This window comes from Peribacillus sp. NPDC094092, assembly GCF_050279365.1.
Taxonomy (GTDB): Bacteria; Bacillota; Bacilli; order Bacillales; family DSM-1321; genus Peribacillus.
This window is the reverse complement of record NZ_JBNNUC010000002.1, coordinates 155,206-180,447: the sequence shown is the minus strand read 5'-3', so window position 1 is coordinate 180,447 and position 25,242 is coordinate 155,206. Positions and strand designations below refer to the sequence as shown.

Sequence of the window (25,242 nt, the reverse complement as noted above, 5' to 3'; positions counted from 1 at the left end):
CATACACTCCTTAAAAGAAAACAAAAAAGTGGTGAAAGTTTTGAGATTAAACGTCCGCCACTTTTTTCATACCATTAAGAAATATGCCAACCGGACCTGTTTATTTGATAACTCACACTTGTTTTCCTACTTGTAATTTACGTGCCTTATCTTTATAGAATTTCACAGTTCCTTTAGGGAGGTTATTAAAAGATGGAATGGTTTACTTTTTTTGCTTTTCCAGCATTCACTTTAGGCGGAATAGCTTTAGGGCTCGCCCTTCACTCAATCAAAGAAATAAAAAACATGGAAAGGAGAGTCGAGGAATTAGAAAATAAAAATAAAAATAAATAAATCATGACTTTTGTCAATAAAGTGTCCCAGCTAAACTTTAAGTGGATTTTTACAATGATTATTCCATAAAAGGGCGTTTTAATTGAACAAACAGCCCTTCTTGATGTTCATTATAAACACGCTGCCCGTTGTAATCTGGATCAATTAATACGGGATCAAAACCAAGCCGTCCCCATACTTCTCATTTATGCAACTGGTTATTTGGAACAGAGCCAACAACACTTGCAGCTGCAAATGCTGAAACACCTTTTTTTAGGTACAGCTGAACTTCCATAATACTTCCCCGGACTTTTATACTTGCACGCATTAGCTGAGGCCATTTCTATAACTGGAACCTCATTTTCTGCTGAAACGAAGGATTCACTATCGGAAATAAGCTTCAAATCCGGTCAAAAAATTAAAAAGGTTTCGGAATGAGAACATTCCGAAACCTTTTTGTTCTGTATAAGGACACAAGTAAAATCTTTCTTTATATCTTGCTGAAATCGCGCTGAGCTCCCCTGTAGCTTCCGATTATATTTTGATAACCAGGAAGCTGGCTGGAAAGTAAAGCACCAAACCCTTCGACATCGTTGCGCCAATCGCGTTGTAATTCGCACGCTACGCTAAACCAGTTCATAAGCTGCACACCGCCATGGGCCATACGCGCTAAAGCTGCATCAGCCACCTGTTTGCTGACTGTTCCAGAAGCATCCGTGACAGCGAATACTTCATATCCAGCGTTCAAAGCGGAAAGTGCCGGGAAAGCAACGCAGACATCCGTGACCACGCCCGCGATGATTAATTGTTTTTTTCCGGTTTCTTCGATTGCTTTAACAAAATCTTCATTATCCCATGCATTAATTTGTCCAGGCCGGGCTATTTTTGGTGCGTGAGGAAATAGTTCCTCCAATTCTTGCATGAGCGGTCCATTTGGTCCATTTTCAAAGCTCGTTGTTAAAATGACTGGCAAATCAAAAAACTTTGCGGTGTTGGCAAGAGCCATGACATTGTTCTTGAATTCATCCACGCCATAATCACGCACTAGCCCTGAAATAAGACCGGTTTGATGATCCACTAGTAGAACGGCGGCATCATCTTTGGAAATACGAGAATAGAGATCAGACATTTTTAAAGTCCTCCTTTTATTAAAGCTATCGAAGAAAGTCCATATGTAGGGAAGTTCCCCCAACCCCTTCGTTGGTCGCAATCAGTTTATAACTTAACTGATTGTTGTTTATAAGTTTACTTATAAACTTATATCCTGTCAATCATATATATAATAAGATTCATTGACTGCGGCTAATTAATCTAGAACTGGAGTGTGATCGATCCAATGAATGAATTGTTGTAAATAACGCTCCAGATAACGTTTTGTTTGATCGTCTGTAAGCACTTTCCGATCAGAATCAATCTTTTTATGTACTTGCGATATCAGCATTTTCTGAAATGGAAGAACATGAACTTGCATGGCCTCCAGTATTTGCCTGATTTGCATTTGAGCAAATGCAGTGCCCATTCCCCCAGGAGTAGCTCCGATCAGGCCAACTGGTTTTTTGGTAAGTACAGCGGACTCCCGAGGTCTTGATGCCCAGTCCAATGCATTTTTTAATACGCCCGGTATTCCAGAATTGTACTCTGGGCTTACGATAATGATACCGTCAACGTCCTGAATGGCGGATTTAAATGATGTCACCGTTTCTGGAATGCCACTTATCTCCAAGTCTTCGTTAAACAACGGAAGATCATTAATTTCGATCCAGCGAAATTGATAAGAATCAACCATATCCGTCAATGATTGAGCAATGATTCGATTATAAGAATTTTCCCGTAAACTGCCGCAAATAAGGCCGATGGTTCTGGTCATCTACTTCCCTCCTTGTTTGAAATCATCTCCTATAGTACCATAATATACCATCACCAAAAAGTGACGTTATTCCTAATCACTAAATTTGGCAAAACATAATTGCTAGGTAAAAAGAACTTCCAAAAATGACCATGAACTTTACATTGCATCACCAAAGTCCCTCTTCCATTTTCTGAATATTTACAACATACTATAATCTATAAGGCGATTGGGAGGAGTACGGAAATGGATGAAAAGAAAGTTACATGGTTAGAGCTCTTTTATGATTTATTATTTGTGGCGGCCGTAGCAGGCGCCACTCATGTTTTACTGCATGTTGAAGGTGGATATATCCATCCAGAGTATTTATTAAAGTTCGTGTTGATTTTCATTCCTATCTGGTGGGCTTGGGTAGGGCAAACCATATTTATTAACCGGTTTGGAAAGGATGTATTTCATCAACGGCTATTTTTGATACTGCAAATGTTTTTTGTCCTAATCATGACATCAAGCTTATCTGTTGATTTTGATCCTTATTATCTTTCTTTTTTAATTGGTTATATTGGCTTAAGAGCCGTAACTGCCATCCAATATCTTGTTGTACAGCGGATAGAAGAGGGAGTTCGAAAAAAGGCAGCACTCTTTTTGGGAAGGTATTTTTGGATTGGAATCGCCATTTCATTATTCTCCGTCCTTTTTGATTCCTGGCTTCGCTATGCTGTGCTGTATTTGGGCATCCTGATCGATATCATTGTTCCAATCATTGGAAGAAATTGCTTGAAAAAGGTTCCTACACATACGGCCCACTTGTTGGAGCGCTTTGGTCTATTTACCATCATTCTCTTTGGGGAAGCTCTGGTGAGCACTCTTGCGGTCATTCAACCTAAACAAGGAAATTGGGATTCGATAGCCTTTTCCATCATTTCATTTGCCCTGATAATAGCTATGTGGTGGCAATATTTCGATAACATGGAGAAAAAAGTCGATAAATCTGTACAATCTTCCGGCCAGATCATCATTTACGGTCATCTGTTTATTTTAATGTCTATAAGCATGATTGCAGCAGCCATCAGATTATTGTATTTACATGAGGTCCATTATTCATTCATCCTCTATTTTGTTTTCGGTTCCGTATTGCTCTATTTCATGTCGACCACTTTTGTTTTCCACCAATATAGACATAAGCACCAGCGGTTGCAAATATATCATTTAGGATTATTTTTAGGGATTTTAGCTGTCTTTTTTATTATTAATTTGTTTGTCGGGGTCCCGAATATTGTGATAATAGGCGAATTAACGCTGTTTTTTATCATCTTTGCTAAACTAACGACTACATAATAAAGGAACTAAAGAAACCAGTATTAAACGATAATGCTGGTTTCTTTGATTCAAAGATGGAATTTTTTGCATTTGACACGATGTTGGTTTATTCATAAACTGATTTTGACGAAGAAAGAATGAGGTGACATTCATGAAAGAAAACACAACGAATCCCTCCGCATCTAATAATGAGGAACAGCTAGGTTTAATGTTATGGTTCCGAATAACACGAATCTATAACCAGAGTATCAGGGAATCCAATCAACATTTAAAGAAATGGAATCTATCGGCAGCCCAATTCGATATCTTGGTTCAAGTGGGTTCCCATGAACGATTGTCTCAGCAAGAACTGGCAAACAAGCTTTTTGTGACAAAAGGCAATATCACTCAACTATTAAGGAAAATGGAAGAGTTGGGGTTGATTAAACGGGAACAGGAATGGAAAACAAAATACCTGTCATTGACTGAGGAAGGAAAAGAATTTTTTCATGAAGTTGTTCCAAAACAAGAGCATTTTCAGGCCTCACAGTTTGCCAACTTGAATGAGGCGGAAAAACAACAGCTTTTGGATTTACTTAGTAAAGTTCAAAAATGAAAACAGATCACCTGCTAGAATGGTGATCTGTTTTTTTTATCTTTGTTACTTCGGTTTTTTCATGAACAATGAAAACGCCACATTCACGATGGCGAAAATCAAACTAATTTTAAATACAAGAGATGAGCCTGAGGCAGCAGCTGCCGGTAAATCATTTGCGACATCAGTCAAGTAGCCGTTTTGCTTTGCAGAAAATAGCGAAACCATGACCGCTATCCCAATTGCCCCTGATACTTGCTGTGATGTTTGCGTAATCGCGATGCCATCCGGATAGAATTGTTTTGGCAATGCATTCAATGTATTCGTTTGTACGGAAGCGAGTACCATGCCAATGCCAAGCATCATCACGATATGCGTAACAACCATGATCCAGAGTGCCGTGTCTGTTCCATACATTGCATATAGCCCGTAGCCAATGACAACCAGAATCGTTCCTGGTGTAATGACGGCACGCGGTCCATATTTATCGAACAGCCTGCCTATGATCGGGGCAAAAACGCAGTTCAATAGACTGCCTGGCAGCATGATTAGCCCAGTGGCGAATGCAGAAACCAATAACGCCATTTGCATATACATTGGTAACACAACCAGCATCGATAACATGTTAAGGAATGTAATCATGTTCATCGCAAGACCTAGCACAAATAGTGAATATTTGAATGCTTTTAAATTCAACATCGAGAGTTAGCTTCTCAAATGGCATTGATGATGACAGCCTTTTTTCTGGAAAAGAATCGTTGCATTCTCGATTATCAACGATTTTGTATCCATTTCCGTAGCACACCCCCACTATACCAACCGGTCTATTTGTTACTATAATAAAAAAAATTCTTTCGATGTAAGTACTTTTTTGCCTCTCTAAATAACGCTTTCATAATTTAGACAAACTTTTTATAAACGATTTTTTGATTTCTCCATTCGATTATCATTTGACATTTTGTATACGTATGTATGTATACATTTAACATAAGAAAAAATGTATACATATGTATACAAAGGAAGAGGTTTTAATATGAGAAATGAAAAACTTAAAAGGGATGGCCATCACAAAGGAAAAGACCATGGTTCACATCATCGTGGCCCAAAAACGTTTCGCCGCGGGAGGGCCATCGCTTTTTTAGAAATGATGAATGTTAAACGTTCAACCATTAAGGAACAGTTGGATAAACCAGAGTTTCAATCCATCAATCAAATCTTGGTCGGTGAATTGAAAGCCATTGATATGTTGATCAACGAATTCATACAATTATTTGAAATACAAGAAAATGAAGCAGCCGATAAGAAAATTGATGAAAAGGAACCTTCCAATAATGGTGAGAAAGGAATGGAAAATAATGAAACAAATTAACAGTTATATCGATTCAGTGTTTTATACCAAAGATGCCCTTTTGGAAGAAGTCATTACGTCCATACAGGAAAACGGAATGCCGTCCATATCGGTATCCCCCTCATCGGGGAAACTCCTTACCCTGCTTGTATCCATTTCAGGAGCTAAAAATGTTTTGGAAATAGGCGCTCTTGGGGGCTATAGCGGGATTTGCCTTGCCAGGGGATTCGGCAGCGAAGGAAAATTGACCTCCCTTGAATTAATGGAGGAATACGCAAAGTTAGCTTATGGCAATCTATCCAAAGCCGGCTTTGGCGATCAAGTATCATATATGACAGGAGCAGCTCTGCAAAGCCTTGAAAAACTCGTTCATGATAACAAGAAATTTGATTTTTTCTTTATAGATGCCGACAAGGACAATTATGAAAATTACCTGCAATATTGCATTAAGCTGGCAGAACCGGGTGCTCTAATCGTCATGGATAACGTACTTGCGAGAGGCAGTGTCGCAGATCCGGATGCTGAACCCAAACGCTATACTGCATTTATGAAGGCATTCAATGAAACGGTGGCCAATCATCCACTATTGGAATCCATGCTCATTCCTATCGGAGATGGGCTGACCATTTCAAAAGTAAATGCTCGAATTTACGAGTAAAGCGCTCAATCTCACGAGTAATGTGCGAACTAACGCCCGCCCCCACGTGGATATCGATCAAACTTGCAAATTTGTCGATCAATATTTATCGCCAAATTTCCTTTTCATGAAGAAAAATAAAATGAATTTCTATATTCTTGAATGAAAATGATTTTTATTATCAATAATAAAAAGAAAGAAGGGTAACCAGTTGATGGTTACCCTCCGATGATTTAAATTTCTGGATCAAATGTTTTGCAATCCGTTTCTTTGCTATTTGATGCTTGATTCCCTTTATGACTTACAACATAAATAGCATCAGCGCTACATTTGTTTCCAGAATCCCAATATTTACAATTATTCACTTCACATAGTACATCTTTTGCCATCTTATCACACCTCCTCATTTGCTATCATTAACAAAGTTGGGGTTATTGATACTTTCCTTTTTCAGGTTTTTGTTTCTGATTGGAATTGAGGGCCTTTTTTAACATTCGCAACGAACGAAAATCCGGGCAGTTTCCGCCCGGATTTTTTATGTTCATGCTGATCTTTTCAGTAGTTCTGCTTGAGGGATTTTCCAAAGCTCCCGCCATTTTTTGAAGGCGGTAACCAGAATGATCAAGCCCAGTATTAACATCGTAATCGATAATATTCCGTTCAAGATGCTGAATCCTGCAGAGTCCGGGTTCAGGTATACGTTTCTGACCATCCAGTACCCTGCTACATTGACCGTTACATATAAGTAGGCAAGGGGTACGAGGCATGTCCACATATACCAGCGTTTGTCTGCAATTTTCAATACGACGGTCGCACCGATGATGAGACCAATCGAGGCCATGAGCTGGTTGGATACGCCGAAGAGTGCCCAGATTGAACTAATGTCCCCAGAGTAAAGCAGGTATCCCCAGATAAAGCAGGCTAACGCACTGGCGAAGATGTTACCCGGCAGCCAGTCGACCCTTTTTAATGGTTTATAGAATTCCCCGAAGAAATCCTGGATTAAGTAACGGGCAACACGTGTCCCTGAATCGATTGCGGTTAATATGAACACCGCCTCGAACATGATGACGAATTGGAAGAAGAACGACGCCAGTTTGTCAAAGAAGGGGATTTCGGTAAAAATATAGGTCATGCCGACAGCAAGTGTAACTGCCCCGCCTGTCCTTCCTTCCAGATTAATGCCGATTTCTTCACTGAGTTCGTTAAGGTGTACGGTTTCCATACCTAATGTTTGAAATACTTCAGGTGAAGAGTTAATCGCAAAATAATCGCCTGGCTGCAGCGAAACCGCAGCAATCAATGCCATGATGGCAACGACACATTCCACAAGCATCGCTCCGAAACCGACGGATTTGATATCACTCCACCGGTTTAACATTTTTGGAGTTGTGCCCGATCCGACAAATGCATGGAATCCTGAAATCGCGCCACAGGCAATCGTTATTGAAATGAATGGCCAAACGGGTCCGGCAACAATCGGGCCACCTCCATTGATGAATTCGGTAAACGCAGGAAACTGGATTTCTGGATTCACCACGAAAACACCGATAATCAATGCGGCAAAAACACCGATTTTCATAAATGTACTCAAGTAATCACGAGGTGCCAGCAGCAGCCAAACAGGCAATGCGGCAGCGAAGAAAGCATAGATCGGCAAGATGATGGCAAGTGTGCTCGCCTCAAGTGTCAATAAGTCACCAAGTGCCGTTCCTTGAATGTTCGGACCGAGTAAAATCGCGGCCATGATAAGCGCAAACCCGACGATGGTCGCACCTTTCAGATTGCCGGTTTTTTTATGGTAAAGCCCTACTCCCATGGCGATGGGAATGGTGATCCCGACTGCAAACGTCCCCCATGGATTATTTTCCAAAGCATGCAGAACGACCATTGAAAGTCCTGCCATCGTGATCGTAATGATAAAAAGCATCGCGAGTCCTGTACAGAATCCTGCTACAGGCCCAAGTTCTTCTTTCGCAACTTCCGAAAGGGATTTGCCGTCTTTCCGCATCGACGCGAAAAGCACGACGGCATCATGGACGGCTCCCCCGATTACAGCCCCGATTAAAAGCCATAGTAAACTTGGCAAATAGCCGAATTGTGCAGCAAGGATCGGACCCACCAAAGGACCGGCCGCTGCAATGGCTGCAAAATGGTGGCCGAATGCCACCCATTTATTTGTTGGAACATAATCTTTTCCATCTTCTAATTTATGGGCCGGAGTCGGCTTCGAATCATCGAGTTTTAATACTTTGAGTGCTATGAATGTCCCGTATAAACGGTAGGCAATCATTAATATACAAATGGAGCCTATGACAATTGTAACCGCATTCATATTTGAACCCCCTTTATTTCTTACATCGTAAAATGATGATATCACAATGAAAGCGGCTTCAATGGGTTTTCAAGTTATAATGCAGATATCGGGGGATGGACTGCAATATGAAGAAGGTAAAATGCAGAATTATGAAAATTTTTAAAAACCGATAAGCTGCCTTAGCTCTTTCACATATGTGCGGCTTACCGGAATGTTTGATCCGTCACTCATAATGAGATTATAAGTCGAGTTGAACCAAGGCTGTATTTCAGATATATGGATGACATTCACGATGAAACCGCGATGCACCCGTAAAAATGAGCGATTATCTAGCTTCCTTTCAAGCACGATGAGCGGCTCACCGATTTTATATTCATTTTCTTCGGTTTTAATGATCGTCTTTCCTTCCACGAGTCCTATGAACAAAATATTATCCCGGTCGATTAAAACGATCCGATCATCTATCGATACAGCCAATTTACCTGTCTGTTCCACCGCCGTACGGCTGGCGGGAGGTGCTGTCCCGGATTCGTCTTTCCCGACTTGCCGCTGCTTCATGAGCTTATCCAATGTTTGACGAATCCTTTTTTCATTAAATGGCTTTAATAGATAATCAAATGCATATAACTCGAAAGCTTGGAGGGCAAACTCATCATAAGCGGTCGCAAAAATGAGCGAAGGTGCATGGTCAAGTTCCGCCAATTGCTTAGCCAAATGCAAGCCATTGCCTTCTGCAAGCTCAATGTCCAAAAAGACAAGTTCAGGTTTAAGGAGGGAGATATCCCTCATGGCATCTTCTATTCCCTCGGCCTCACCCACGACTTCAACTTGCCTGCTTCTCTTCAATAGATATTTCAATTCATCTCTTGCCAGTGGTTCATCCTCTACGATAAATGCTTTCATCATCGTTGACATATGCTCCTTTTTCGTTGAGTGGTATGGATATTTTCACTTGTGTTCCGTGCCCCGGTTCACTTGCGATCGAGAGGCTGGCCTGTCCTTTATAGATTCCTTCCAGCCGTTCACTGATATTATGAAGGGCCGTTCCTGTACCCTTAGTCGATTCTACAGCATGCTGGCCCAACTCATCTATTCTCCCGCTTGAAATCCCTTTTCCGTTATCTTCCACAACTATTTGCATCGAATCGTCTTTAAAGTAAGCGTGAATGATGATTTCACCTTTGCCTTTCACAGGTGGAAATGCATGGTGTACCGAATTCTCAACTAGCGGCTGTAGGGTGAATGGAGGGATGAGAACTTCCTTAAGCCTCGGCTCAATGCGATAGTCGATATGATATTTATTGGGAAAACGCGCCTGCTCCAGTGATAAATAAGCGTTAACATGCTCTAATTCCTTTTCCAGCGGCACGAGTATTTGTCGGGCACCTTGTAAATTAGAACGAAAGAAAGCACTAAGCTCCTGCAATAAATTTCTTGCCTTCTCGACATCCGTCCGGCATAGAACGGAAATCGTATTGATTGCATTGAATAAAAAATGAGGATGGACCTGTGCCTGTAAGGCCTTGATTTCAGCATCCTTCAATAATTTCGTTTGCATTTCTGCTTTTGCGAGTTCCAATTGAGTGGAAAATAGTTTGGCCAACCCTTCAGCTAACTCTTGTTCCACTTGGCTTAATTTATCCGGATGCTCGAAATACATCTTTAACGTCCCGACCGTTTTCTGCTGGACCTGCAACGGCAGGACCACGGCCGCTTCCAATGGGCATTGACCATGAAAACAATAAATATCCTTTTTTGTTTTGGCCACGATGATTTTCCCTTGTTCAAGAGCTTTTTTCGTTAAGCCTGTCGCAATTCCCACCTTTGGGACATGGTGATCGGACGCAGCACCCACATGGGCAAGTACACTATGTTCATTGGTAATGGCCACGGCGTCGGCTTCAGTCAGCCCCAAGATGATTTCGGCTATTCTCTTGCATGAAGTTTGATTCAGACCTTGCCGGAAGAAGGGCAAAGTCTGATCCGCAATCAGGAACGCAAGATTCGTTTGTACGGCCCGCGTCCGTGCCTCGTCCCTCGTGATCGACTGAATGATGAGCATGAACAGTAAAGTCCCGAACCCATTGATGATGATCATGGGAAGGCCGATTACTTGTACGAGCTCCCATGCCCTTTCAAATGGTTTGGCCGTCACCAGGATGATGCCCATTTGGATCGCTTCCAATGCCATGCAAATGGGCAGCGCAAACCAAGGGGTGATCGTTCCATGCTTTCGGCGCCTTTTCCCCAAAAAACCCGATAAAACCCCAGCCAAAATCGCAGCGATCGCACAAGCTCCCGCCGTAAAACCCCCGAGGAAATAACGGTGAATCCCCGCAATCAAACCTACTCCCAATCCAACAAATGGTCCCCCCAGCAAACCGCCGATAGCCACGCCCATAATCCTTGTGTTGGCAATCGCGTTTTCGGGTGCAATCCCAGCATGCCAATTCCCCTGCCAATCCCACTCCGGCATGGCCTGATTCCCGATTTCGATCCCTGTATAGTTACTTATGATGCCGAACGTTCCAAAAAGTGCGATAAACATGATTTTCTTTGACATATCATGTTCATGGCCTATCATTTGCCGAAACGGTTTCATGTAGGAAAGCAGGAATGCGGCAATTACGATGATTCCCACTTTTTCAAACAGTGACGGTAATAAATCAACCAAAGCATTCACCCCATTTCTGGCTTTTTCATTCATCTTACACCAGCCATGAAATCCTTGTCGAATTTTGTTTTTACGATAAACACCGATAATCCAAGAACATGGAAACGAAAAGACTGACATCCATTTAACGGAAATACTCCTTAACATGAGAATGCTGCGGTTGGTTCAATTCCGGTGATCATTCAAAAAAAAATCCTATAAATACCAAGGCTTTTTAAATCACTGAGTCGAACGTGTCAACATCCTCATGTAGAATCAAGTTTTTCAGCTGCATGCTATTAGAGCAAGGCAGTGATTGAATTTTTTTAGCACCCTTTGACCGCCTTTGAATTGGAACGCTTTTTTTTCAATATTCCTATCAATAACAATAACACCGGGAGCAGAAAACAAATGCTTAAGGAAAATGGCGTCCATGCTTTGAAAGTAAAGGTATGACTATGTACTGTATTTGGATGTGTAATGATGGAGAAGGCAAGAATGATAAATGCTAATGGGAAGTGAAGGATTTTGTGATTTTTTAATCCCAGTACTTGAGCTAACCCCAAGGACAGTCCATAATAACAAATCGTTAGCTTGAAATACACGGAAAGAATCCAAATGAAGGCTACAATGACTTCAATACGTTCCAAAAAATGACCCACATTCAACCTCTTCCCTAATCTATAAGAAGGATAGTTTTGCAGTGCTGTTAGATCAATACCCAATACGAGAATACTGAAAATAATCACCAAGAATAGAACCATGCCCCCTAATAATGTTCCGCGATAAAAGTTTTTTTTCATTTCATCCTTTTCTTTTACAAATGGCATGATCATCAAAAGGAAAACGAGCTGTACATAAGGGAGCGCCAAAATATGATAGGAGCCCTTAATAATTGGTTTCATGCCGTCTTCGAAAACAGGTTGTATATGTTCTAATTTGATCTCAGGGATAAGAAGCAAAAATAACATGATAAGCATAAAAACGATCCAAGGGAAAAAGATGGATGCAGTTCGGCTGATGACTTCCAATCCTAAGCGTACACCGATTATGCTTGTCAATAAAAAAAGAACCATAATCATTTCGATAGGAGTTCCGACCAAAATTTGTGTCGTTGAAAAACTCCCTATTTCATACAATAAAGCAGACAAAAGGTATAAAATATAAAAAAGAAAGAGCAGTGCCGAGATTTTCCCAACCCATTTCCCCAATATTTTTTCATTAACTTCGACATACGTTTTAGACGGATAAATGGAGGCTAATTTATTATATAAGAATACCAAACACAAACTGATGAGTGTCGTTATGAAATAGGAAATCCAGGCATCCTGCTTCACTAATGTGACAAGTAGAGCAGGCACATTAAGTATCGAACCCCCAATCGTGAATATGATGACCAATATAAGAAATTCCCCGGAGCTAATTTTTCCTTTCTCGAGCATGAACAGTCCCCCTTAAGACAGAATCCGTTCCATGAAAGATGTGAATGGATCAAAAAATATGGTTATCCAGTCCAAGGGATTAGGAATGGTCATATCCTTGATTAATAAAATACATAACGTCATGCCAACTAAAAGCAATAGAATATAAACGGAGACTTCCCTCCAGCATTTCTCTTTAATAAGTTGAGGTAATTCGAAATATGAAATAACAGCTCCAGTAAACACTGTTCCAATCATTGCCCACATTGATTTTACTCCTCGATTTCTTTTTGAAGGATTCAGGTTATCCTCTTTGCTTTAACCCACACATTCACTTGGCCATTTAAACATATAGCAGGCAAGATGAATGTTACGGTTATGGTTTCACCTTGGATGCAAATATATCCATTTAAATAAAATAATTTGTCATGAAATAAAGGGCATGTTTTGAAAAAAGATGAATCAAAACATGCCCTTCTTATATTTAATAGAATTGCCCTAACTGGCTTTCAAACTTTGAGGAATCCGAAAAGTTTCGTTATCGGGAAACGCCGCATCCTCATCCCCCCGGTATCATTTCTGAAATAGCAGTCGTCATTTTTGGAACCCGCCACATCCAAAAATAGTTTATCTTGAAACGAGAAGAGTAAACAGGGTATTTCATTTTAGGAACAAGTATGAGGTATGAATATGAATAATCAAATCATTTATATCAGTAAAAAGATATTGAACAGTATTAAGAATTTCAAATTCAATTTTGAAACTATTTTTTTTATCTTTGATAAAGAAATGAATGTTTTATACTCAAAAAGTAATTTTGAAGAAAAAGATTTAAGTAAATTGATTATTAAAGAATCTGTTGAAAATAATGCATTTATTTTAAGTTCATTGCAAAATACTACTGTAAAAACTAAAAATCAAATCTCCGGGAAGGATTTTATTGTTATCTCTTCCCCGATTCATGAAATTAAAAATAAGGAATTGCAAGGCTATGTAGGGATAATCACAACGGATGATAGTGAAAATTTCAAAATGATTTCTGAAATGCTGGCCATTCAACTCTCCTACGAGTTGCATGTGCAGAGTGAGAAACTAGTAATCGAAGAAATAATAAAAACAGATACATTATCTTTAATCACCAGGGAACAACAACAACATGCAATGGAATTGCGAATCATAAAGCATATAACTCAAGGTCTCAAAGATAAAGAAATAGCCGATAATCTGCATATAAGTGTTTCTACAGTTCGTAATTATATAAATAAATTGTTTGAAGAGTTGGATATAACCTCCAGATCACAATTAATCTGCTTGTACTATGAAAATAAATTGTGTGACATTCTTCATGAAGTAAAGAAGATAAAAACCGATCATATAGAGGAATTATGATGCAGCAAAAACTAACCCTTTTATCCCATTTCTTTTCAGCGAAATGGGATTTTTTATGTTTACACGGAATATGCTGCGTATTACATAAGCGAACTTCCTATTGTATAAGTAGGGGAAGCTTATATTATGTTAAGATTTAAAGGAATGGTATGATTTTTGTGCTTGATAAAAAGGAAATCATTATCTTCTGTTTATGGAGAAATACTAAAAAAAAAGTTATAGGGCTTCACAGCATATAGATATAAATGAGATTGTGGACTTACTTTCAATAAAGTAAATAAGATGGAGGCGATTAATGTGTTGGTAGTTACCACAGAAAAAATTGAAGGGTACAAAATTATAGAAGTAAAAGGACCGGCCTTTGGTTTAATTGTAAGAAGCAGAGGGATCGGCGGCGATATCATGGCAGGGTTAAAATCGTTAGTAGGCGGAGAAATCAAGCAATATACGGCCATGCTTGAAGATTCAAGAAAAGAAGCTATGGACCGTATGATAAAAAATGCCAATCAAATGGGAGCAAACGCGATTATCATGATGAGATATGATTCTGGGGAAATCGGTAAAAACATGAGTGAAATCGTTGCATATGGAACTGCCGTCATTGTGGAGGCAATATAATGAAATTCATCATAGGGTACTATATATTACAAATTGTTATAGTTATCTTATGCATTTTACTTGGATACTTTATCTATGATAAACGGTTTAAACGGAATCACGGCATAAAAGTTCCTAATGGATTCCAATCGACAGATGAAATAAATATAGACCCTGTGTCTGGTGAAAGAACAAGGGTATATTATAATCCTGATACGGGTGAACGCTTTTATAAAAAAGAAAAATGATCATAAAAAGCCACGATTTAATAAAACGTGGCTTTTTATCGTTTACATATTTATGGTTTCACAGAAGTTAATCATTTTTGCATGACAGGCTTATAGTGCCCCGGGATGTTTTGGGCTGAAATGGCCAATCTGTTCCAGCCGTTGATCGTGATGATGATGGCAACGAGATCGATATATTGTTTTTCATCAAAATGAAGGCGGACCCGTTCATACAGTTCATCAGGTACACCGTTTGCAGAAATGGCCGTGACCGCTTCCGTCAATTCCAGCGCTGCCCTTTCAGGTTCAGAATAGAATGGTGATTCACGCCAAGCGCTCAAGCAGTAGATTCTTTGTTCCGTTTCACCCATTGCCCGGGCATCCTTTGTATGCATATCCAAGCAGTACGCACAGCCATTGATTTGAGATGCGCGAATTTTAATCAGTTCGATTAAGTGGCTATCGATTCCCGTTGTTTTCTTGTATTCCTCCAACCCCATCATTAATTTGACCACTTCCCGATTTGTCTTCATGTAGTTAATGCGTTGTTCCATGTCTATCTCCTCCATTACATCTTTTTAGTTCCACTTATAAGACAAAATAGGGGGGTTGATTTGTGACATTCAAAAAAGAGAGCCCGTTATGAGCCCTCAGTCTGACCTATTATGGAATAGGAATATGATGTAATTTATCGGGATTGGTGACCATAAAGATTTTTCGGATATTTTTTTGTTTTGAATCCCATTCAAAGCAGATGACTTTGACAGGCTTTCCTTCTTTCATTTGCAAAATTCCTTCCTGACCATTGACCATCACCGGAAAAAGTTCTCCTACGAAACTTCCTTTAGCAGAAATCCCTTTAAGAAAGGAGGATACGCGCTGTTTGTTTACAATCGGATTTAATGCAGAAAGCACTTTTCCTCCGCCATCTGTAACAAGGACAACATCTTCTGTAAGGATATCCAAAAACTCCTCAAAATTTCCTGTCGTAGATGCTTTTATGAATTTTTTTGCCAATAGATCGACATGTTTCGTATCCTCCGGATGGACTGGCAGATCATTCTGTAATTTCCTCTTTGCCCGGCTGTAGATCTTTCTGCAGTTCACTTCATTCTTTTCCAGCATTTCGGCAATATCTCCATAGCTGTAAGCGAATGCTTCCCTAAGCACGAATACCGCTCTTTCAACAGGTGAAAGCTGTTCCAGCAAAACGAGGAAGGCATATGCAACCGTTTCATCCGTTACCACCTTATCTAAAGGCAGGCCTGCTTCGCTTACCCGAGGTTCAGGCAGCCAAGGTCCTGTGTAAACCTCTCTTCTCTTACGGGCTGAATTTAAAAAGTTCAGACAGCGATTTGTCGTCATTTTCGCAAGATATGCTTTCATGTCCTTAATCTGTTCGGTATCAAGCTTAAGCTGCAGGAATAAATCTTGAACGATATCTTCTGCGTCGGTAACCGATCCGAGCATCCTGTATGCGATGGAAAAAAGAAAAGGTTGATATGTCTTATATAATGTATCCAGCTCCACTTGCTTCACCTATTTTCTATCAAATTAGTTTTTCGAAAACCTATGACTAATTATTCTCTAACCCAATCATTTATCCTTCTTCACCATCCACAACTTAAAAAGAGCAGCAAAAGAGCTGCTCCCAGACTGGAGACGAAATCGATCATTATTCCAATTTCGGTTACTCATCCATCAAGGTGCCTCATACCATACGATATCATCAAACATTTTTACAACCCGCGGTATGAAGCCTTCTTCATATTCTTCCGGGTATTGAACGATTGCATGGTAAACGCGGTCGCCATGTTGAAAAACCGACACTGTACCCAATATAGAATAATTACTGCCCTTCTGACTAATGTCAAATTCGGCCTCAGACCAATCAAATCGGTTAGGCGCATTATCAGATCGCTGTTTAACCTCAAAGCCGTTGCTTAACACAACTTCCCTCGCAAACTCCTCCTGTTCTTCTATTGTCGCATTCGTGCCCTCCCTTTTGGAAAATATCTGAACTTTGGCCTCCTCATTTCTCTTGCCTGCAAAATTGGCAAAAACTATCATTGCATCTCCTTCACCAGAACTAGCCTCTTCAACGACCATGTCATCCACGATGTAGGTTGAGAATCCCAATGCCTGACTATGATGAAGCGTGAATGGGAATGATTCTTCCATACCTTCTAATATGATCATATCCGTTTTCGTATTTGGCCGATCTTTTGTCGGCTCATCGACCGCTTCACCTGGAGGATCTTCATCTTGCCCGTCGGTTTGCTTAGGATTATCATTTGGCTTTTCTGAAATTGGCGGAGATTCCTTATTTCCCTCCTGGACTTCTATACAAGCACTAAGTCCTGTTACCAAAAAAACGGTTGCCAAAATCAACAATATCTTTTTCATCGGAACCCTCTTTTCCTGTGTTTTAACAAATTATTATACGGCCCCATATGGAAAAAAGTTACACTATCCTTCTTGCAATTTAGACTAAAAAGTGATCGATACTTCACTCTTTCCGAAATTGATTCATTGACTATCTCAATGAAAACTTACCCTTACGTTAATAAGAAATAACTGTACCATTCAAATGGAGGCTGGAAAAGGAATCCTCCATTTGAATGTATGATAATGTAAAGAATCGCACGTTCAAAAGGCCGCCAATTGGCAGCCTTCATAACTTCCCTTGCCTTATATATACTAATTGAAAAATAAATGTTTATGGTTAAGATCCAATGCTATGTTCTACTGCCGTATCCCAACTAGGAAAATAATACAATGCATTTTTCATTAACTCCGGATCTGACTTCTTTACCTCTTTCTTTCGAGGTGGCTTCCCTTCTTTTTCTACTAATTCAGCAATTTGATTCACGACTTCTTCAACACTCATATTTACTTCCATCTCTGTTCCCTCCTTTTTTCTATTATTTATATATTTTCCCAATTCGTGAAAAGTAATACAATTTTTCTTTAGCCAAACTACCAGTTTAGTTTAAGAAGGGTATTTTTTTCTCTAATTTGAATGTATGAAAATTGAAATGATCGTAAAGACAAAAAGCCAACGAAATCGTTGGCTTTTTGTCTACTTTTCCAAGTTATCTTCAGAATATGCTGCTCCTCACCCTTCATATTAGCTCAGGAGCGTATTCAAGATGCTTAAATCGGTTGTCATGATGAGCTTCGATGGTTTGTAAAAAGCTTTGCATGGAGTTTGTCATATAGGCATCTTTTCGGTGAATGAAGACAGTCGAGATATTGCCGTATTCTTCCGGAATTGCATGCACGTGCACTTTTTCAGCGGCTGTTAGGTGATTTACCGCCGATTGTGGTACAAGGGTAATGCCAAGGCCGAGTGTCACGCTGGTTAAGATCGTTTCCAATACATTGAACTCCATGATCCTTTTGGGCATCACTTCTTCTTCTTTCAGCCATTGTTCCAGTTTAGAGCGATAGCCACACCCCTGACTGAATACTAAAAATGGTTCTGTTATGATTTCTTCAAGGTTAAATGTTTCACTTCTGGTCACTAATACAAGTTTTTCAGTACACACATCGTATGGCTGAATGAGCGGATGTTTTATCGGTCCTGTAACAAAAGCGCCATCCAGCCGATGTTCGATGACATCTTTTATTAAATCCTCGGTTATCCCCGCCTTTATGGATAAATCGACATTTGGATACTGTTTATAATAAGAGGCTAGTATCTTGGGAAGATCGCTGACCGTTTCAACTGTACCGATGTTCAAAATTCCTGTCGGTGTTTCACTATCCAGGAATACTTGCTTGAGTTCCTCCACATCCAGCAAAATTTTATTTACATACTCAAGCATTTTTCTAGCCTCTGCAGTTAAAGACATGCCACGTTTATGCCGATTGAATAAAGGCGTCCGTAACTCCTGCTCTAAATGCTTGATCCTTGCCGTTACATTGGATTGGACGTAATTCAATTCAACAGCCGCCTTACTTATGCTTCCATATTTAGCGACGCACTGGAATATTTGCAAATCCCGCATTTCCATAAAAGTGCCCCCCCTTCTCAACTATCATTAATAATGATGATTATATTCATTTTAAGTCATTTTACATGATAATGACTTTATCATAAGGTGTGTATAGGAATGTAATCAATCATTATTTTTGAGGGGAAGCTTTTATGAAAAAAAATCAAGTTTTAATCGGTGCACTTTTATGTTTGACAGCCAGCGTTTCTTGGGGAGCGATGTTTCCAGTTGCAGAAAGGGCCTTAAGGTATATTGATCCATTTTATTTCTCTTTTTTGCGTTATTTGGCTGTTAGCGTAATTTTGGCGATATTGCTTTTAATGAAAGAGGGGAAGAAATCTTTTAGCCTGGAAGGGAAAGGGAAGAAACTATTGTTTTTTGGAACGATGGCGTTCACTGTATACAACTTCCTCATTTTCGCAGGTCAAGACTTACTCGGACATAACGGGGTAATTGTCGCTTCCATCATGGAATCATTAATGCCCTTGATTTCCATTTTAATTCTTTGGGTCTTCAAAAATGCCAGACCCATGAAGTATACCATCGCCAGCATGTTCCTTGCCTTGATAGGGGCCATTCTTGTCATAACCAATGGCAGCTTATCATTCGTATTTTTATTGAAAGATAGTCTCATCCCCATCCTTTTCATTCTCATCGGGGTTATCGGCTGGGTTATATATACGATGGGCGGCGACCAATTTAATGGATGGTCAACACTCCGCTATTCGACTATAACGTGCATCTTGGGAACTGCAGTATCAGCGATCATAACATTCCTCGCAACTGCAATGGGCCTGTCTGTCCCTACAGCAGAGGTGATGCAATCCATTTATGGCGAAATGATTTTCATGATTATTTTCCCAGGTGCCATTGCCCTTTTAAGCTGGAATTTAGGCATTAAACTTCTAACGCCGATCAATGGGATCCTATTTATCAATCTAGTTCCAATAACCACGTTGGTCATCGTTTTTATCCAAGGAAAATCACTATCATCATTCGAATTATTGGGAACTTTCTTAGTGATATATGCATTGATTCAAAACAATTATTATCAAAGAAAAAACTTGCCTTCCCAAGTTGAGAAATTGAAGCCAGAGAAATTGAAAAAAGTCATTTAATGAAAGGTACACAACATCTAGGAGGGCAACGATGGATTTATTAACGCTTATGCTAATCATTGGATTAGCTGGACTGTGGGAATTGGCCACAATAAATAAGAATGTGAAAAAGATGAATAAGCAAAATGCAGAATTAATTGATCTATATCATAATAGAAGTAAAAGAGTTCCGTAAAATAGATTTTTGGCGATCCAACGCAAAAAAGCCTGTCATTAGACATAGGCTTCAGACCGTGGACAGTTTGACCGTTGATTTCCGCTCCACGCACTCACTTTCCACGGCGTCTCGAAAACCCGTTCCAAATCTACTTTTTTAAAATTTAGATCTAATAACTGAAGCCTTTTAGAGAGGCTTTTTTGCATTTTTGATAATCGTACTATTCACAAGAAGACGACATCATCCATGAATCCTAAACGATTCCATATCCACAGTTCGCTTACCTTCACTTTGTCGGCGGCCGCGAGAAAAATAGAAAAGAACATGCGTTGAAAAATGATTGATCAAAACATGCCCTTTTTATGGATAAGGCGTAAGCAATTCATACGCCTTATTTATTTTTTTATGATAGTCCTTTTTGACATTTTATCATTGTAAATTTAAATGGAGGTTTATGTTCCATATTCTTATGCGGCTCGACAATTCCCGAAGATTCTATCAATCCATATTTTCCAAATTCTTGTTTTACCGAATCGGAATCATAAAAAAACATTTTTACCCCTTCCATTATCTCGAAATAGTCTTTATCCAGTTGTTTGCCCTTGCCAAACATTGGCGCTTCTTTTGAAATAGTAGTAAAAATCATATACCCGTTTGGTTTTAACTGATTATAGCAATCTTTAATGAACTTTTCTCTCTCACGTTTATTCAATAAGTGAATAAGTGCATAACAATATATACCATCATAACGTTTGTCCTCAAAAGGCATATCGGTTACCGAACCATGAAAAATACTGCTATTAAGCCCATTTTGCCTTGCCAAATCAATCGCTGTTTTTGAAATCTCAATCCCTGTTACATTTATTCCGTTATCAATAAAAACCTTTGCGTTTCTGCCATATCCAATACCAGGAATCAATATATCCTTACCTTTTTTCTCAAGGAAAAAGTCCTTTGCCAAGATTGCGGAGTCTGAAGGTTCAAATCCCCACATCATTTGATTTTCTATAAAACTTGCTTCCCAGAATTCTGTCATGCTTCAATCTCCCTTTACAAACATTAGCTCTTTTTCTTTGGATGCTTTCGCATACTTTGTTGCTATTCACCAAGTACTCCGATGCTCGCTCCAATCAAACTTAAATCGTTTCTTTTAAAACAGCAATCTTTACGAAAAGAGCTTTTTCTTTTGAAAATTACTCTTATGCAGTCAAGGGTTTTATGCCTCCAAAAGAAATGCAGCTTCAACTAAATCCATGATGACTCCGGCCGCCGCTTTATTGCCCTCCGCCGCCGCAATCACCAGCTGAGAGGGCGTGCTGAGTGATGTATCCCCGCATGCATATACTCCTTCAACCGTTGTTCGTCCAAATGAATCCACTTTAATCCCGCCGTTCGGAGTGGTCTCGCAGCCGAGCTGTTCCGCAAAAGGAGCAGACTGCACCAAGTCTGTCACCACAATCCCTGCCTTCCTTTTGATTTCCTGTCCGTTTTGCAGCCGGATCGCTGTCAGCTGCCCTCCATTCGATTTAAGGCTTTCTATCTTTTCTTCCACGACTGTCACATGCTGCCTAGCCAAGATACCCTTCTCCTTATCAGGCACCTGATAGCCATTTGTAAACACGATTACATCTCTGCTCCAGTTTGACAGCAGTTTTCCCATATGAAAAGCCCGTTCATTTTCTGCAATCACCGCCAATGCTTGGTCCCGCATTTCCCAGCCGTCACAAAACGGACAGCTGAAAACACTCATTCCATATACATTCTGTATGCCTGGAATACCCGGCAAAACATCCCGAAGCCCTGTTGCGAGAAGCACTTTTTTCGCCATGTATTCCGTTCCGCCTTTCGTTTGAATTCGGAACACATCACTGGCTTTTTCAATACTCTCCACCCGCTCCTCTTTAATGGAGACGGACGGATATTTCTGGACATCCGTTTTTGCCCGCTTCTTGAACTCTGACGGCCTTACCCCATCCTGTGTGATAAAGCCGTGCGACTCCTGCGTCACCCGGTTACGGGGTTTATCCTCATCAAACAAAATCGTTTTCCGTCCAGCACGCCCCATGACCAATGCGGCATTCAGTCCTGCAGGTCCTCCGCCAATGATTACACAATCCAGCACATGAAACACTCCTTCTTTATAATGTCTATTAAAGACCCTTAATATCCTTAATTACGGCAAAAAAATTTATTTTTCTTTTTTTGTCTCCTGACACTGCTCCGCAATGCTTTGAATCGTTCGTCCAGCCAGTTCTTTCTTCATGTTGCCTTCCGCTTCGATCATCACACGCTCAATTAAACACTCGCTTTTGTCATGGTCAAATGCACAGTTGAACAGCACCGACTGACCCTCCACCGCCTCAATAACATCAAGAAACGAAATGTCCTGTGCGCGTCGTGAAATACTGTAGCCGCCTTTTGCCCCTGGCACTGATTCAATTAATCCTGCCTTCACAAGCTTCGTCAAAATCTTCGACAAGTACGTCGGAGACAAATCCTGCATGTACGCCAGCTGATCCACGCTCACCGTCTGACCTTTTGGTTCCACCGTTAAATGCACCATTGTATGCAGTGCATAATTGGTTGCCTTTGAATACTTCATTGATGCACCTCATAATTAAAACTATTACAGACTTTTAATATCTGTAATTGATTGTAACTCAAGCTGCAAAAAACCGCAAACTTTTTTACCTCACCTAATGATTGATCAACAGATTACAATCCACACGAGAAAGTAAGGCAAAAAAAGTATGAGCCCTGTAAAAAAGAACTCATACCATGCCGATGTTGGTTTTTACATCAGGTTATTCTCCAAGCTTCTTCCGGATATCCGCTGCTACATTCTTTAATGCCTTTTTTGATCCCCGTTCAAGGTCGTGGTTCAATTTCCTTTCTTTGTAGCTGACAAATAAAGTATTGAGATCATAGCCTTCAGGATATAAATCGACGGCTTTTATTTCAAGCTCGAGCCTACTGGCATGAACTTCCTTGAAGGTATCTTCGAAAAGAACGACGACATTATTGTAGGAATCCTTTTTCTTATACACGATTGCATATCCGTTCAGTTCGCTTACCTTCACTTTGTCACCGACTTCATATTCATAGGATGCTTCCTTAGGAACGGCCTCTGGCTTCGATTTTTTGACTTTAGTTTCCTGGACACGCTCCAAGTCGTAGTCTTTATTGCCGATATAGAGCTTTGCCTTTTGCAGAACCTTTTCACGGACATTCATTTTTTTGGCTATCCAGAGGGCATTGCTTTCCCCGGATTGACCGATCAACAGCTTGTATTTTGGTTCAAGTGTTTCACTGTTGAATTGCATGGCCGCATTCATGAAATCACTGTGTATTTCCGAATAGCGCTTGATTTCACCATAATGGGTGGTCGCGACGGTTATGCAGCCCCTCTGATAAAATTCCTCGAGGATGCTAATCGCCAATGCGGCTCCTTCATTCGGTTCCGTTCCGCTCCCGATTTCATCGAACAGCAGCAAGGAATTATTGGTTACGGCCCCCATGATTTCCGAGATGTTTTTCATATGCGATGAAAACGTGCTCAGTGCATTTTCCATGCTTTGATTATCACCGATATCGACGAATACCTGGTCGAAGACGGCAAGCTCCGTTCCTTCTTTCCCCGCGACATGCAGCCCTGACATGACGGCCAATGTAAGGATGCCGATCGTTTTCAGGACGACTGTTTTCCCCCCGGCATTAGGTCCTGTAATAATCAAGCTGCGATAGTCCTTACCGATTTCAAAATCCAAAGGTACGCTGTCCTGCGGCAAAAGGGGATGTTTACAGCCCATCAATTTAATATAACCATGATCATTGATTTTCGGTTCGATGGCATCCATGCTTTTACTGAACTTGGCTTTTGCGAAGATCATGTCATATTGACTGATTAACTCGATGTTTATCTTGATCGGTTTCAGCTGTTCGAAAACCGTTCCGGATAATGTGGCCAGAAGTTGATATTCTTCCATCGATTCCTCCGCTTTTAGACTGGCCAATTCTACATTCAATTTCGTCACCGAGGCAGGTTCGATGAACACGGTAGCCCCTTTTGCGGATACTTCCACGATCGTTCCGGCCACTTGATTTTTATAGGAGGCTTTGATCGGGATGGTGTAGCGATCATCCTTTTTACTGATGAAAAATTCCTGAATGAACTCTTTATTGGCCCCGCTCTTCAAGAACTTATTCAGCCGTTCCTCTATTTTGCTTTCTGTCTTGATGATTTGGTTCCTGATCCGTTTCAGGTCCTTGCTTGCTTCGGAAACGACGGCATTTCCCTTTATGGTGAATTGGATTTCTTCTTCAATGCTCCTGAATTCAGTCATGGAGCGGGCATAGGCATGCAGTGTTGGAGCGAAGAACTCTTTATCGGTCATGAATTTCTTGATATTCCTGCAGCCTCTTAAGAAGTCTGCTATCGCCACTAACTCTGACGGCTCCAAAATCATTCCTTTTTCCAGTTTGTCGATATGGAGTCCAATATGTGAAATGCCTTTCAAAGGAATATGGCTTTCCGCATTCAGCAAGTTCCTTGCCTCCGTTGTCTCGTTCAAACGATTTTTAACGACTTTCAACATGCTGCTCGGCCTAAGCTGATCCAATAACGCTTTTCCTAAACCGCTTACGCAATGGTTTTTCACCATTTCCTTGAGTTGGATATATTGTAATTTTTCATAAGTCATTGTATTCATCTAATGTTCCTCCTTGAATGAGTGAGTGATTAAAATTCCGAATCCAAAAAATGCCCGCAATGGTCCCCCTACCTTTACAAATGAACAAGCCATTTGAGTAGAAAGCTCCTGCGGGCACGGACTTATCCATGGATAAGTACCTAAAATCGATAACAAATTGGGCAGCTCGAATAGACCTGCGTACACAAAAAAGCATGATAGGACAAATCCCACCATGCTTTTCGCCGTAACACCTGCATGTTACACGATTTATGGAAAAGGAAGCAGTCTTAAGGTAGGTATCCACAATGCGGAATTGCACTGTGAAAAAAGGCATACTTAATCCACTGACATATCAGTGATTAAATACCTTATTCAACTAAATTAGTTGATACCTACTCCCGACATAAAACACCACACCTTTTCTTAGATTGGAATTAACATACCATATCAGTAAGAAAGAGTCAATTCCTTTTTGCCATTTTCCAATGTTTACTCATTTTATTGTGTCACTTTGAGCGATAATTAACGTATCTGTAAAAGTGTTATTTTGCACGCCAACTAAAAAAACAGCTATTTTTTATATGAGCCCCCCATAACTTTCATAATTATTTAAATTTTTAAACATTTCATTGTA

Annotated in this window: 28 protein-coding genes; 10 read left to right on the top strand and 18 right to left on the bottom strand. The window is 40.2% G+C overall.

Annotation, left to right across the window (positions count from 1 at the left end):
* The first annotated feature begins 192 nt into the window (after positions 1-192).
* The gene (locus ACQKNS_RS09820) at positions 193-333 is read left to right on the top strand and encodes a hypothetical protein (RefSeq protein ID WP_427642465.1); all 141 of its coding nucleotides are present in this window, start codon (positions 193-195) and stop codon (positions 331-333) included.
* A gap of 469 nt (positions 334-802) precedes the next feature.
* Here ACQKNS_RS09820 and ycaC read toward each other — a convergent pair whose 3' ends face one another.
* Both ycaC and ACQKNS_RS09810 read right to left on the bottom strand, forming a co-directional pair.
* Positions 803-1,441, bottom strand: coding sequence for an isochorismate family cysteine hydrolase YcaC (ycaC, locus tag ACQKNS_RS09815; RefSeq protein ID WP_076372250.1), 639 nt, complete (start codon positions 1,439-1,441; stop codon positions 803-805).
* 177 nt (positions 1,442-1,618) lie between these two features.
* Positions 1,619-2,179, bottom strand: a complete 561-nt coding sequence (locus tag ACQKNS_RS09810; protein ID WP_427642463.1) for an NADPH-dependent FMN reductase — start codon at positions 2,177-2,179, stop codon at positions 1,619-1,621.
* A gap of 225 nt (positions 2,180-2,404) precedes the next feature.
* Here ACQKNS_RS09810 and ACQKNS_RS09805 point away from each other — a divergent pair, with 225 nt between their 5' ends.
* Together ACQKNS_RS09805 and ACQKNS_RS09800 are read left to right on the top strand one after the other, a co-directional pair.
* Complete coding sequence (locus ACQKNS_RS09805; protein WP_427642462.1) at positions 2,405-3,496, top strand: low temperature requirement protein A; 1,092 nt, start codon at positions 2,405-2,407, stop codon at positions 3,494-3,496.
* Positions 3,497-3,629: 133 nt separating this feature from the next.
* On the top strand, positions 3,630-4,073 hold the full coding sequence (locus ACQKNS_RS09800; RefSeq protein WP_427642461.1) for a MarR family winged helix-turn-helix transcriptional regulator: 444 nt from the start codon (positions 3,630-3,632) through the stop codon (positions 4,071-4,073).
* A gap of 45 nt (positions 4,074-4,118) precedes the next feature.
* Here ACQKNS_RS09800 and ACQKNS_RS09795 read toward each other — a convergent pair whose 3' ends face one another.
* Positions 4,119-4,751: an MFS transporter gene (locus ACQKNS_RS09795; RefSeq protein ID WP_427642459.1), complete on the bottom strand. Its 633-nt coding sequence runs from the start codon at positions 4,749-4,751 to the stop codon at positions 4,119-4,121.
* A gap of 334 nt (positions 4,752-5,085) precedes the next feature.
* On the opposite strand from ACQKNS_RS09795, the gene ACQKNS_RS09790 reads away from it, so the two are divergent.
* Entirely contained in the window at positions 5,086-5,421 is a 336-nt protein-coding gene (locus ACQKNS_RS09790; protein WP_427642457.1) for a hypothetical protein, read from the top strand.
* Complete coding sequence (locus tag ACQKNS_RS09785; protein ID WP_427642455.1) at positions 5,408-6,058, top strand: O-methyltransferase; 651 nt, start codon at positions 5,408-5,410, stop codon at positions 6,056-6,058. The genes ACQKNS_RS09790 and ACQKNS_RS09785 overlap by 14 nt, the downstream gene beginning before the upstream one ends.
* 212 nt (positions 6,059-6,270) lie before the next feature.
* On the opposite strand, the gene ACQKNS_RS09780 is transcribed toward ACQKNS_RS09785, so the two are convergent.
* From ACQKNS_RS09780 to ACQKNS_RS09755, 6 genes are all read right to left on the bottom strand, one after another.
* Positions 6,271-6,426: a DUF1540 domain-containing protein gene (locus ACQKNS_RS09780; protein WP_065310844.1), complete on the bottom strand. Its 156-nt coding sequence runs from the start codon at positions 6,424-6,426 to the stop codon at positions 6,271-6,273.
* Positions 6,427-6,578: 152 nt separating this feature from the next.
* Entirely contained in the window at positions 6,579-8,372 is a 1,794-nt protein-coding gene (gene cstA / locus ACQKNS_RS09775) for a carbon starvation protein CstA (RefSeq protein ID WP_427642453.1), read from the bottom strand.
* A 141-nt stretch (positions 8,373-8,513) separates the two neighbouring features.
* Positions 8,514-9,260, bottom strand: a complete 747-nt coding sequence (locus ACQKNS_RS09770) for a LytR/AlgR family response regulator transcription factor (protein ID WP_427642451.1) — start codon at positions 9,258-9,260, stop codon at positions 8,514-8,516.
* Positions 9,232-11,061: a LytS/YhcK type 5TM receptor domain-containing protein gene (locus ACQKNS_RS09765; protein ID WP_427642449.1), complete on the bottom strand. Its 1,830-nt coding sequence runs from the start codon at positions 11,059-11,061 to the stop codon at positions 9,232-9,234. Before ACQKNS_RS09765 ends, ACQKNS_RS09770 begins: the two co-directional genes overlap by 29 nt.
* Before the next feature lie 272 nt (positions 11,062-11,333).
* Positions 11,334-12,449, bottom strand: a complete 1,116-nt coding sequence (locus ACQKNS_RS09760; RefSeq protein ID WP_427642447.1) for a GerAB/ArcD/ProY family transporter — start codon at positions 12,447-12,449, stop codon at positions 11,334-11,336.
* Positions 12,450-12,461: 12 nt separating this feature from the next.
* Positions 12,462-12,695, bottom strand: a complete 234-nt coding sequence (locus ACQKNS_RS09755) for a hypothetical protein (protein ID WP_427642445.1) — start codon at positions 12,693-12,695, stop codon at positions 12,462-12,464.
* Between the two features lie 423 nt (positions 12,696-13,118).
* Between ACQKNS_RS09755 and ACQKNS_RS09750 the strand changes: the two genes are divergently transcribed.
* The 3 genes from ACQKNS_RS09750 (at position 13,119) to ACQKNS_RS09740 (ending at position 14,662) form a co-directional block, all read left to right on the top strand.
* Positions 13,119-13,817, top strand: coding sequence for a response regulator transcription factor (locus ACQKNS_RS09750; RefSeq protein WP_427642443.1), 699 nt, complete (start codon positions 13,119-13,121; stop codon positions 13,815-13,817).
* Positions 13,818-14,114: 297 nt separating this feature from the next.
* Positions 14,115-14,435: a YbjQ family protein gene (locus ACQKNS_RS09745; RefSeq protein ID WP_427642441.1), complete on the top strand. Its 321-nt coding sequence runs from the start codon at positions 14,115-14,117 to the stop codon at positions 14,433-14,435.
* The gene (locus ACQKNS_RS09740) at positions 14,435-14,662 is read left to right on the top strand and encodes a hypothetical protein (protein ID WP_427642439.1); all 228 of its coding nucleotides are present in this window, start codon (positions 14,435-14,437) and stop codon (positions 14,660-14,662) included. The genes ACQKNS_RS09745 and ACQKNS_RS09740 overlap by 1 nt, the downstream gene beginning before the upstream one ends.
* A 71-nt stretch (positions 14,663-14,733) precedes the next feature.
* Here ACQKNS_RS09740 and ACQKNS_RS09735 read toward each other — a convergent pair whose 3' ends face one another.
* The 5 genes from ACQKNS_RS09735 to ACQKNS_RS09715 all read right to left on the bottom strand — a co-directional run bounded on the left by ACQKNS_RS09735 (position 14,734) and on the right by ACQKNS_RS09715 (position 18,660).
* A complete protein-coding gene (locus ACQKNS_RS09735; protein ID WP_427642437.1) occupies positions 14,734-15,195 on the bottom strand; it encodes a carboxymuconolactone decarboxylase family protein in 462 nt (153 codons plus the stop codon).
* 109 nt (positions 15,196-15,304) lie between these two features.
* The gene (locus ACQKNS_RS09730; protein ID WP_427642435.1) at positions 15,305-16,171 is read right to left on the bottom strand and encodes an RNA polymerase sigma-70 factor; all 867 of its coding nucleotides are present in this window, start codon (positions 16,169-16,171) and stop codon (positions 15,305-15,307) included.
* Between the two features lie 171 nt (positions 16,172-16,342).
* Positions 16,343-17,047 (bottom strand): hypothetical protein, encoded by a 705-nt coding sequence (locus ACQKNS_RS09725; RefSeq protein WP_427642434.1) that lies wholly within the window; start codon positions 17,045-17,047, stop codon positions 16,343-16,345.
* Positions 17,048-17,366: 319 nt separating this feature from the next.
* Complete coding sequence (locus tag ACQKNS_RS09720) at positions 17,367-17,543, bottom strand: hypothetical protein (RefSeq protein ID WP_427642432.1); 177 nt, start codon at positions 17,541-17,543, stop codon at positions 17,367-17,369.
* Positions 17,544-17,766: 223 nt separating this feature from the next.
* A complete protein-coding gene (locus ACQKNS_RS09715; RefSeq protein ID WP_427642430.1) occupies positions 17,767-18,660 on the bottom strand; it encodes a LysR family transcriptional regulator in 894 nt (297 codons plus the stop codon).
* A gap of 134 nt (positions 18,661-18,794) precedes the next feature.
* Between ACQKNS_RS09715 and ACQKNS_RS09710 the strand changes: the two genes are divergently transcribed.
* Both ACQKNS_RS09710 and ACQKNS_RS09705 read left to right on the top strand, forming a co-directional pair.
* Complete coding sequence (locus ACQKNS_RS09710) at positions 18,795-19,760, top strand: DMT family transporter (protein ID WP_427642428.1); 966 nt, start codon at positions 18,795-18,797, stop codon at positions 19,758-19,760.
* Positions 19,761-19,791: 31 nt separating this feature from the next.
* Positions 19,792-19,935, top strand: a complete 144-nt coding sequence (locus tag ACQKNS_RS09705) for a YrzO family protein (RefSeq protein ID WP_427642426.1) — start codon at positions 19,792-19,794, stop codon at positions 19,933-19,935.
* Between the two features lie 385 nt (positions 19,936-20,320).
* Here the strand turns inward: ACQKNS_RS09705 and ACQKNS_RS09700 are convergent, their stop codons facing one another.
* From ACQKNS_RS09700 to ACQKNS_RS09685, 4 genes are all read right to left on the bottom strand, one after another.
* On the bottom strand, positions 20,321-20,953 hold the full coding sequence (locus tag ACQKNS_RS09700; RefSeq protein WP_427642424.1) for a class I SAM-dependent methyltransferase: 633 nt from the start codon (positions 20,951-20,953) through the stop codon (positions 20,321-20,323).
* A gap of 180 nt (positions 20,954-21,133) precedes the next feature.
* Positions 21,134-22,039: an NAD(P)/FAD-dependent oxidoreductase gene (locus tag ACQKNS_RS09695; RefSeq protein ID WP_427642422.1), complete on the bottom strand. Its 906-nt coding sequence runs from the start codon at positions 22,037-22,039 to the stop codon at positions 21,134-21,136.
* 66 nt (positions 22,040-22,105) lie between these two features.
* Positions 22,106-22,519, bottom strand: coding sequence for an Rrf2 family transcriptional regulator (locus ACQKNS_RS09690; RefSeq protein ID WP_427642420.1), 414 nt, complete (start codon positions 22,517-22,519; stop codon positions 22,106-22,108).
* Between the two features lie 202 nt (positions 22,520-22,721).
* Positions 22,722-24,626, bottom strand: a complete 1,905-nt coding sequence (locus ACQKNS_RS09685) for an endonuclease MutS2 (RefSeq protein WP_427642418.1) — start codon at positions 24,624-24,626, stop codon at positions 22,722-22,724.
* Positions 24,627-25,242: the final 616 nt, after the last annotated feature.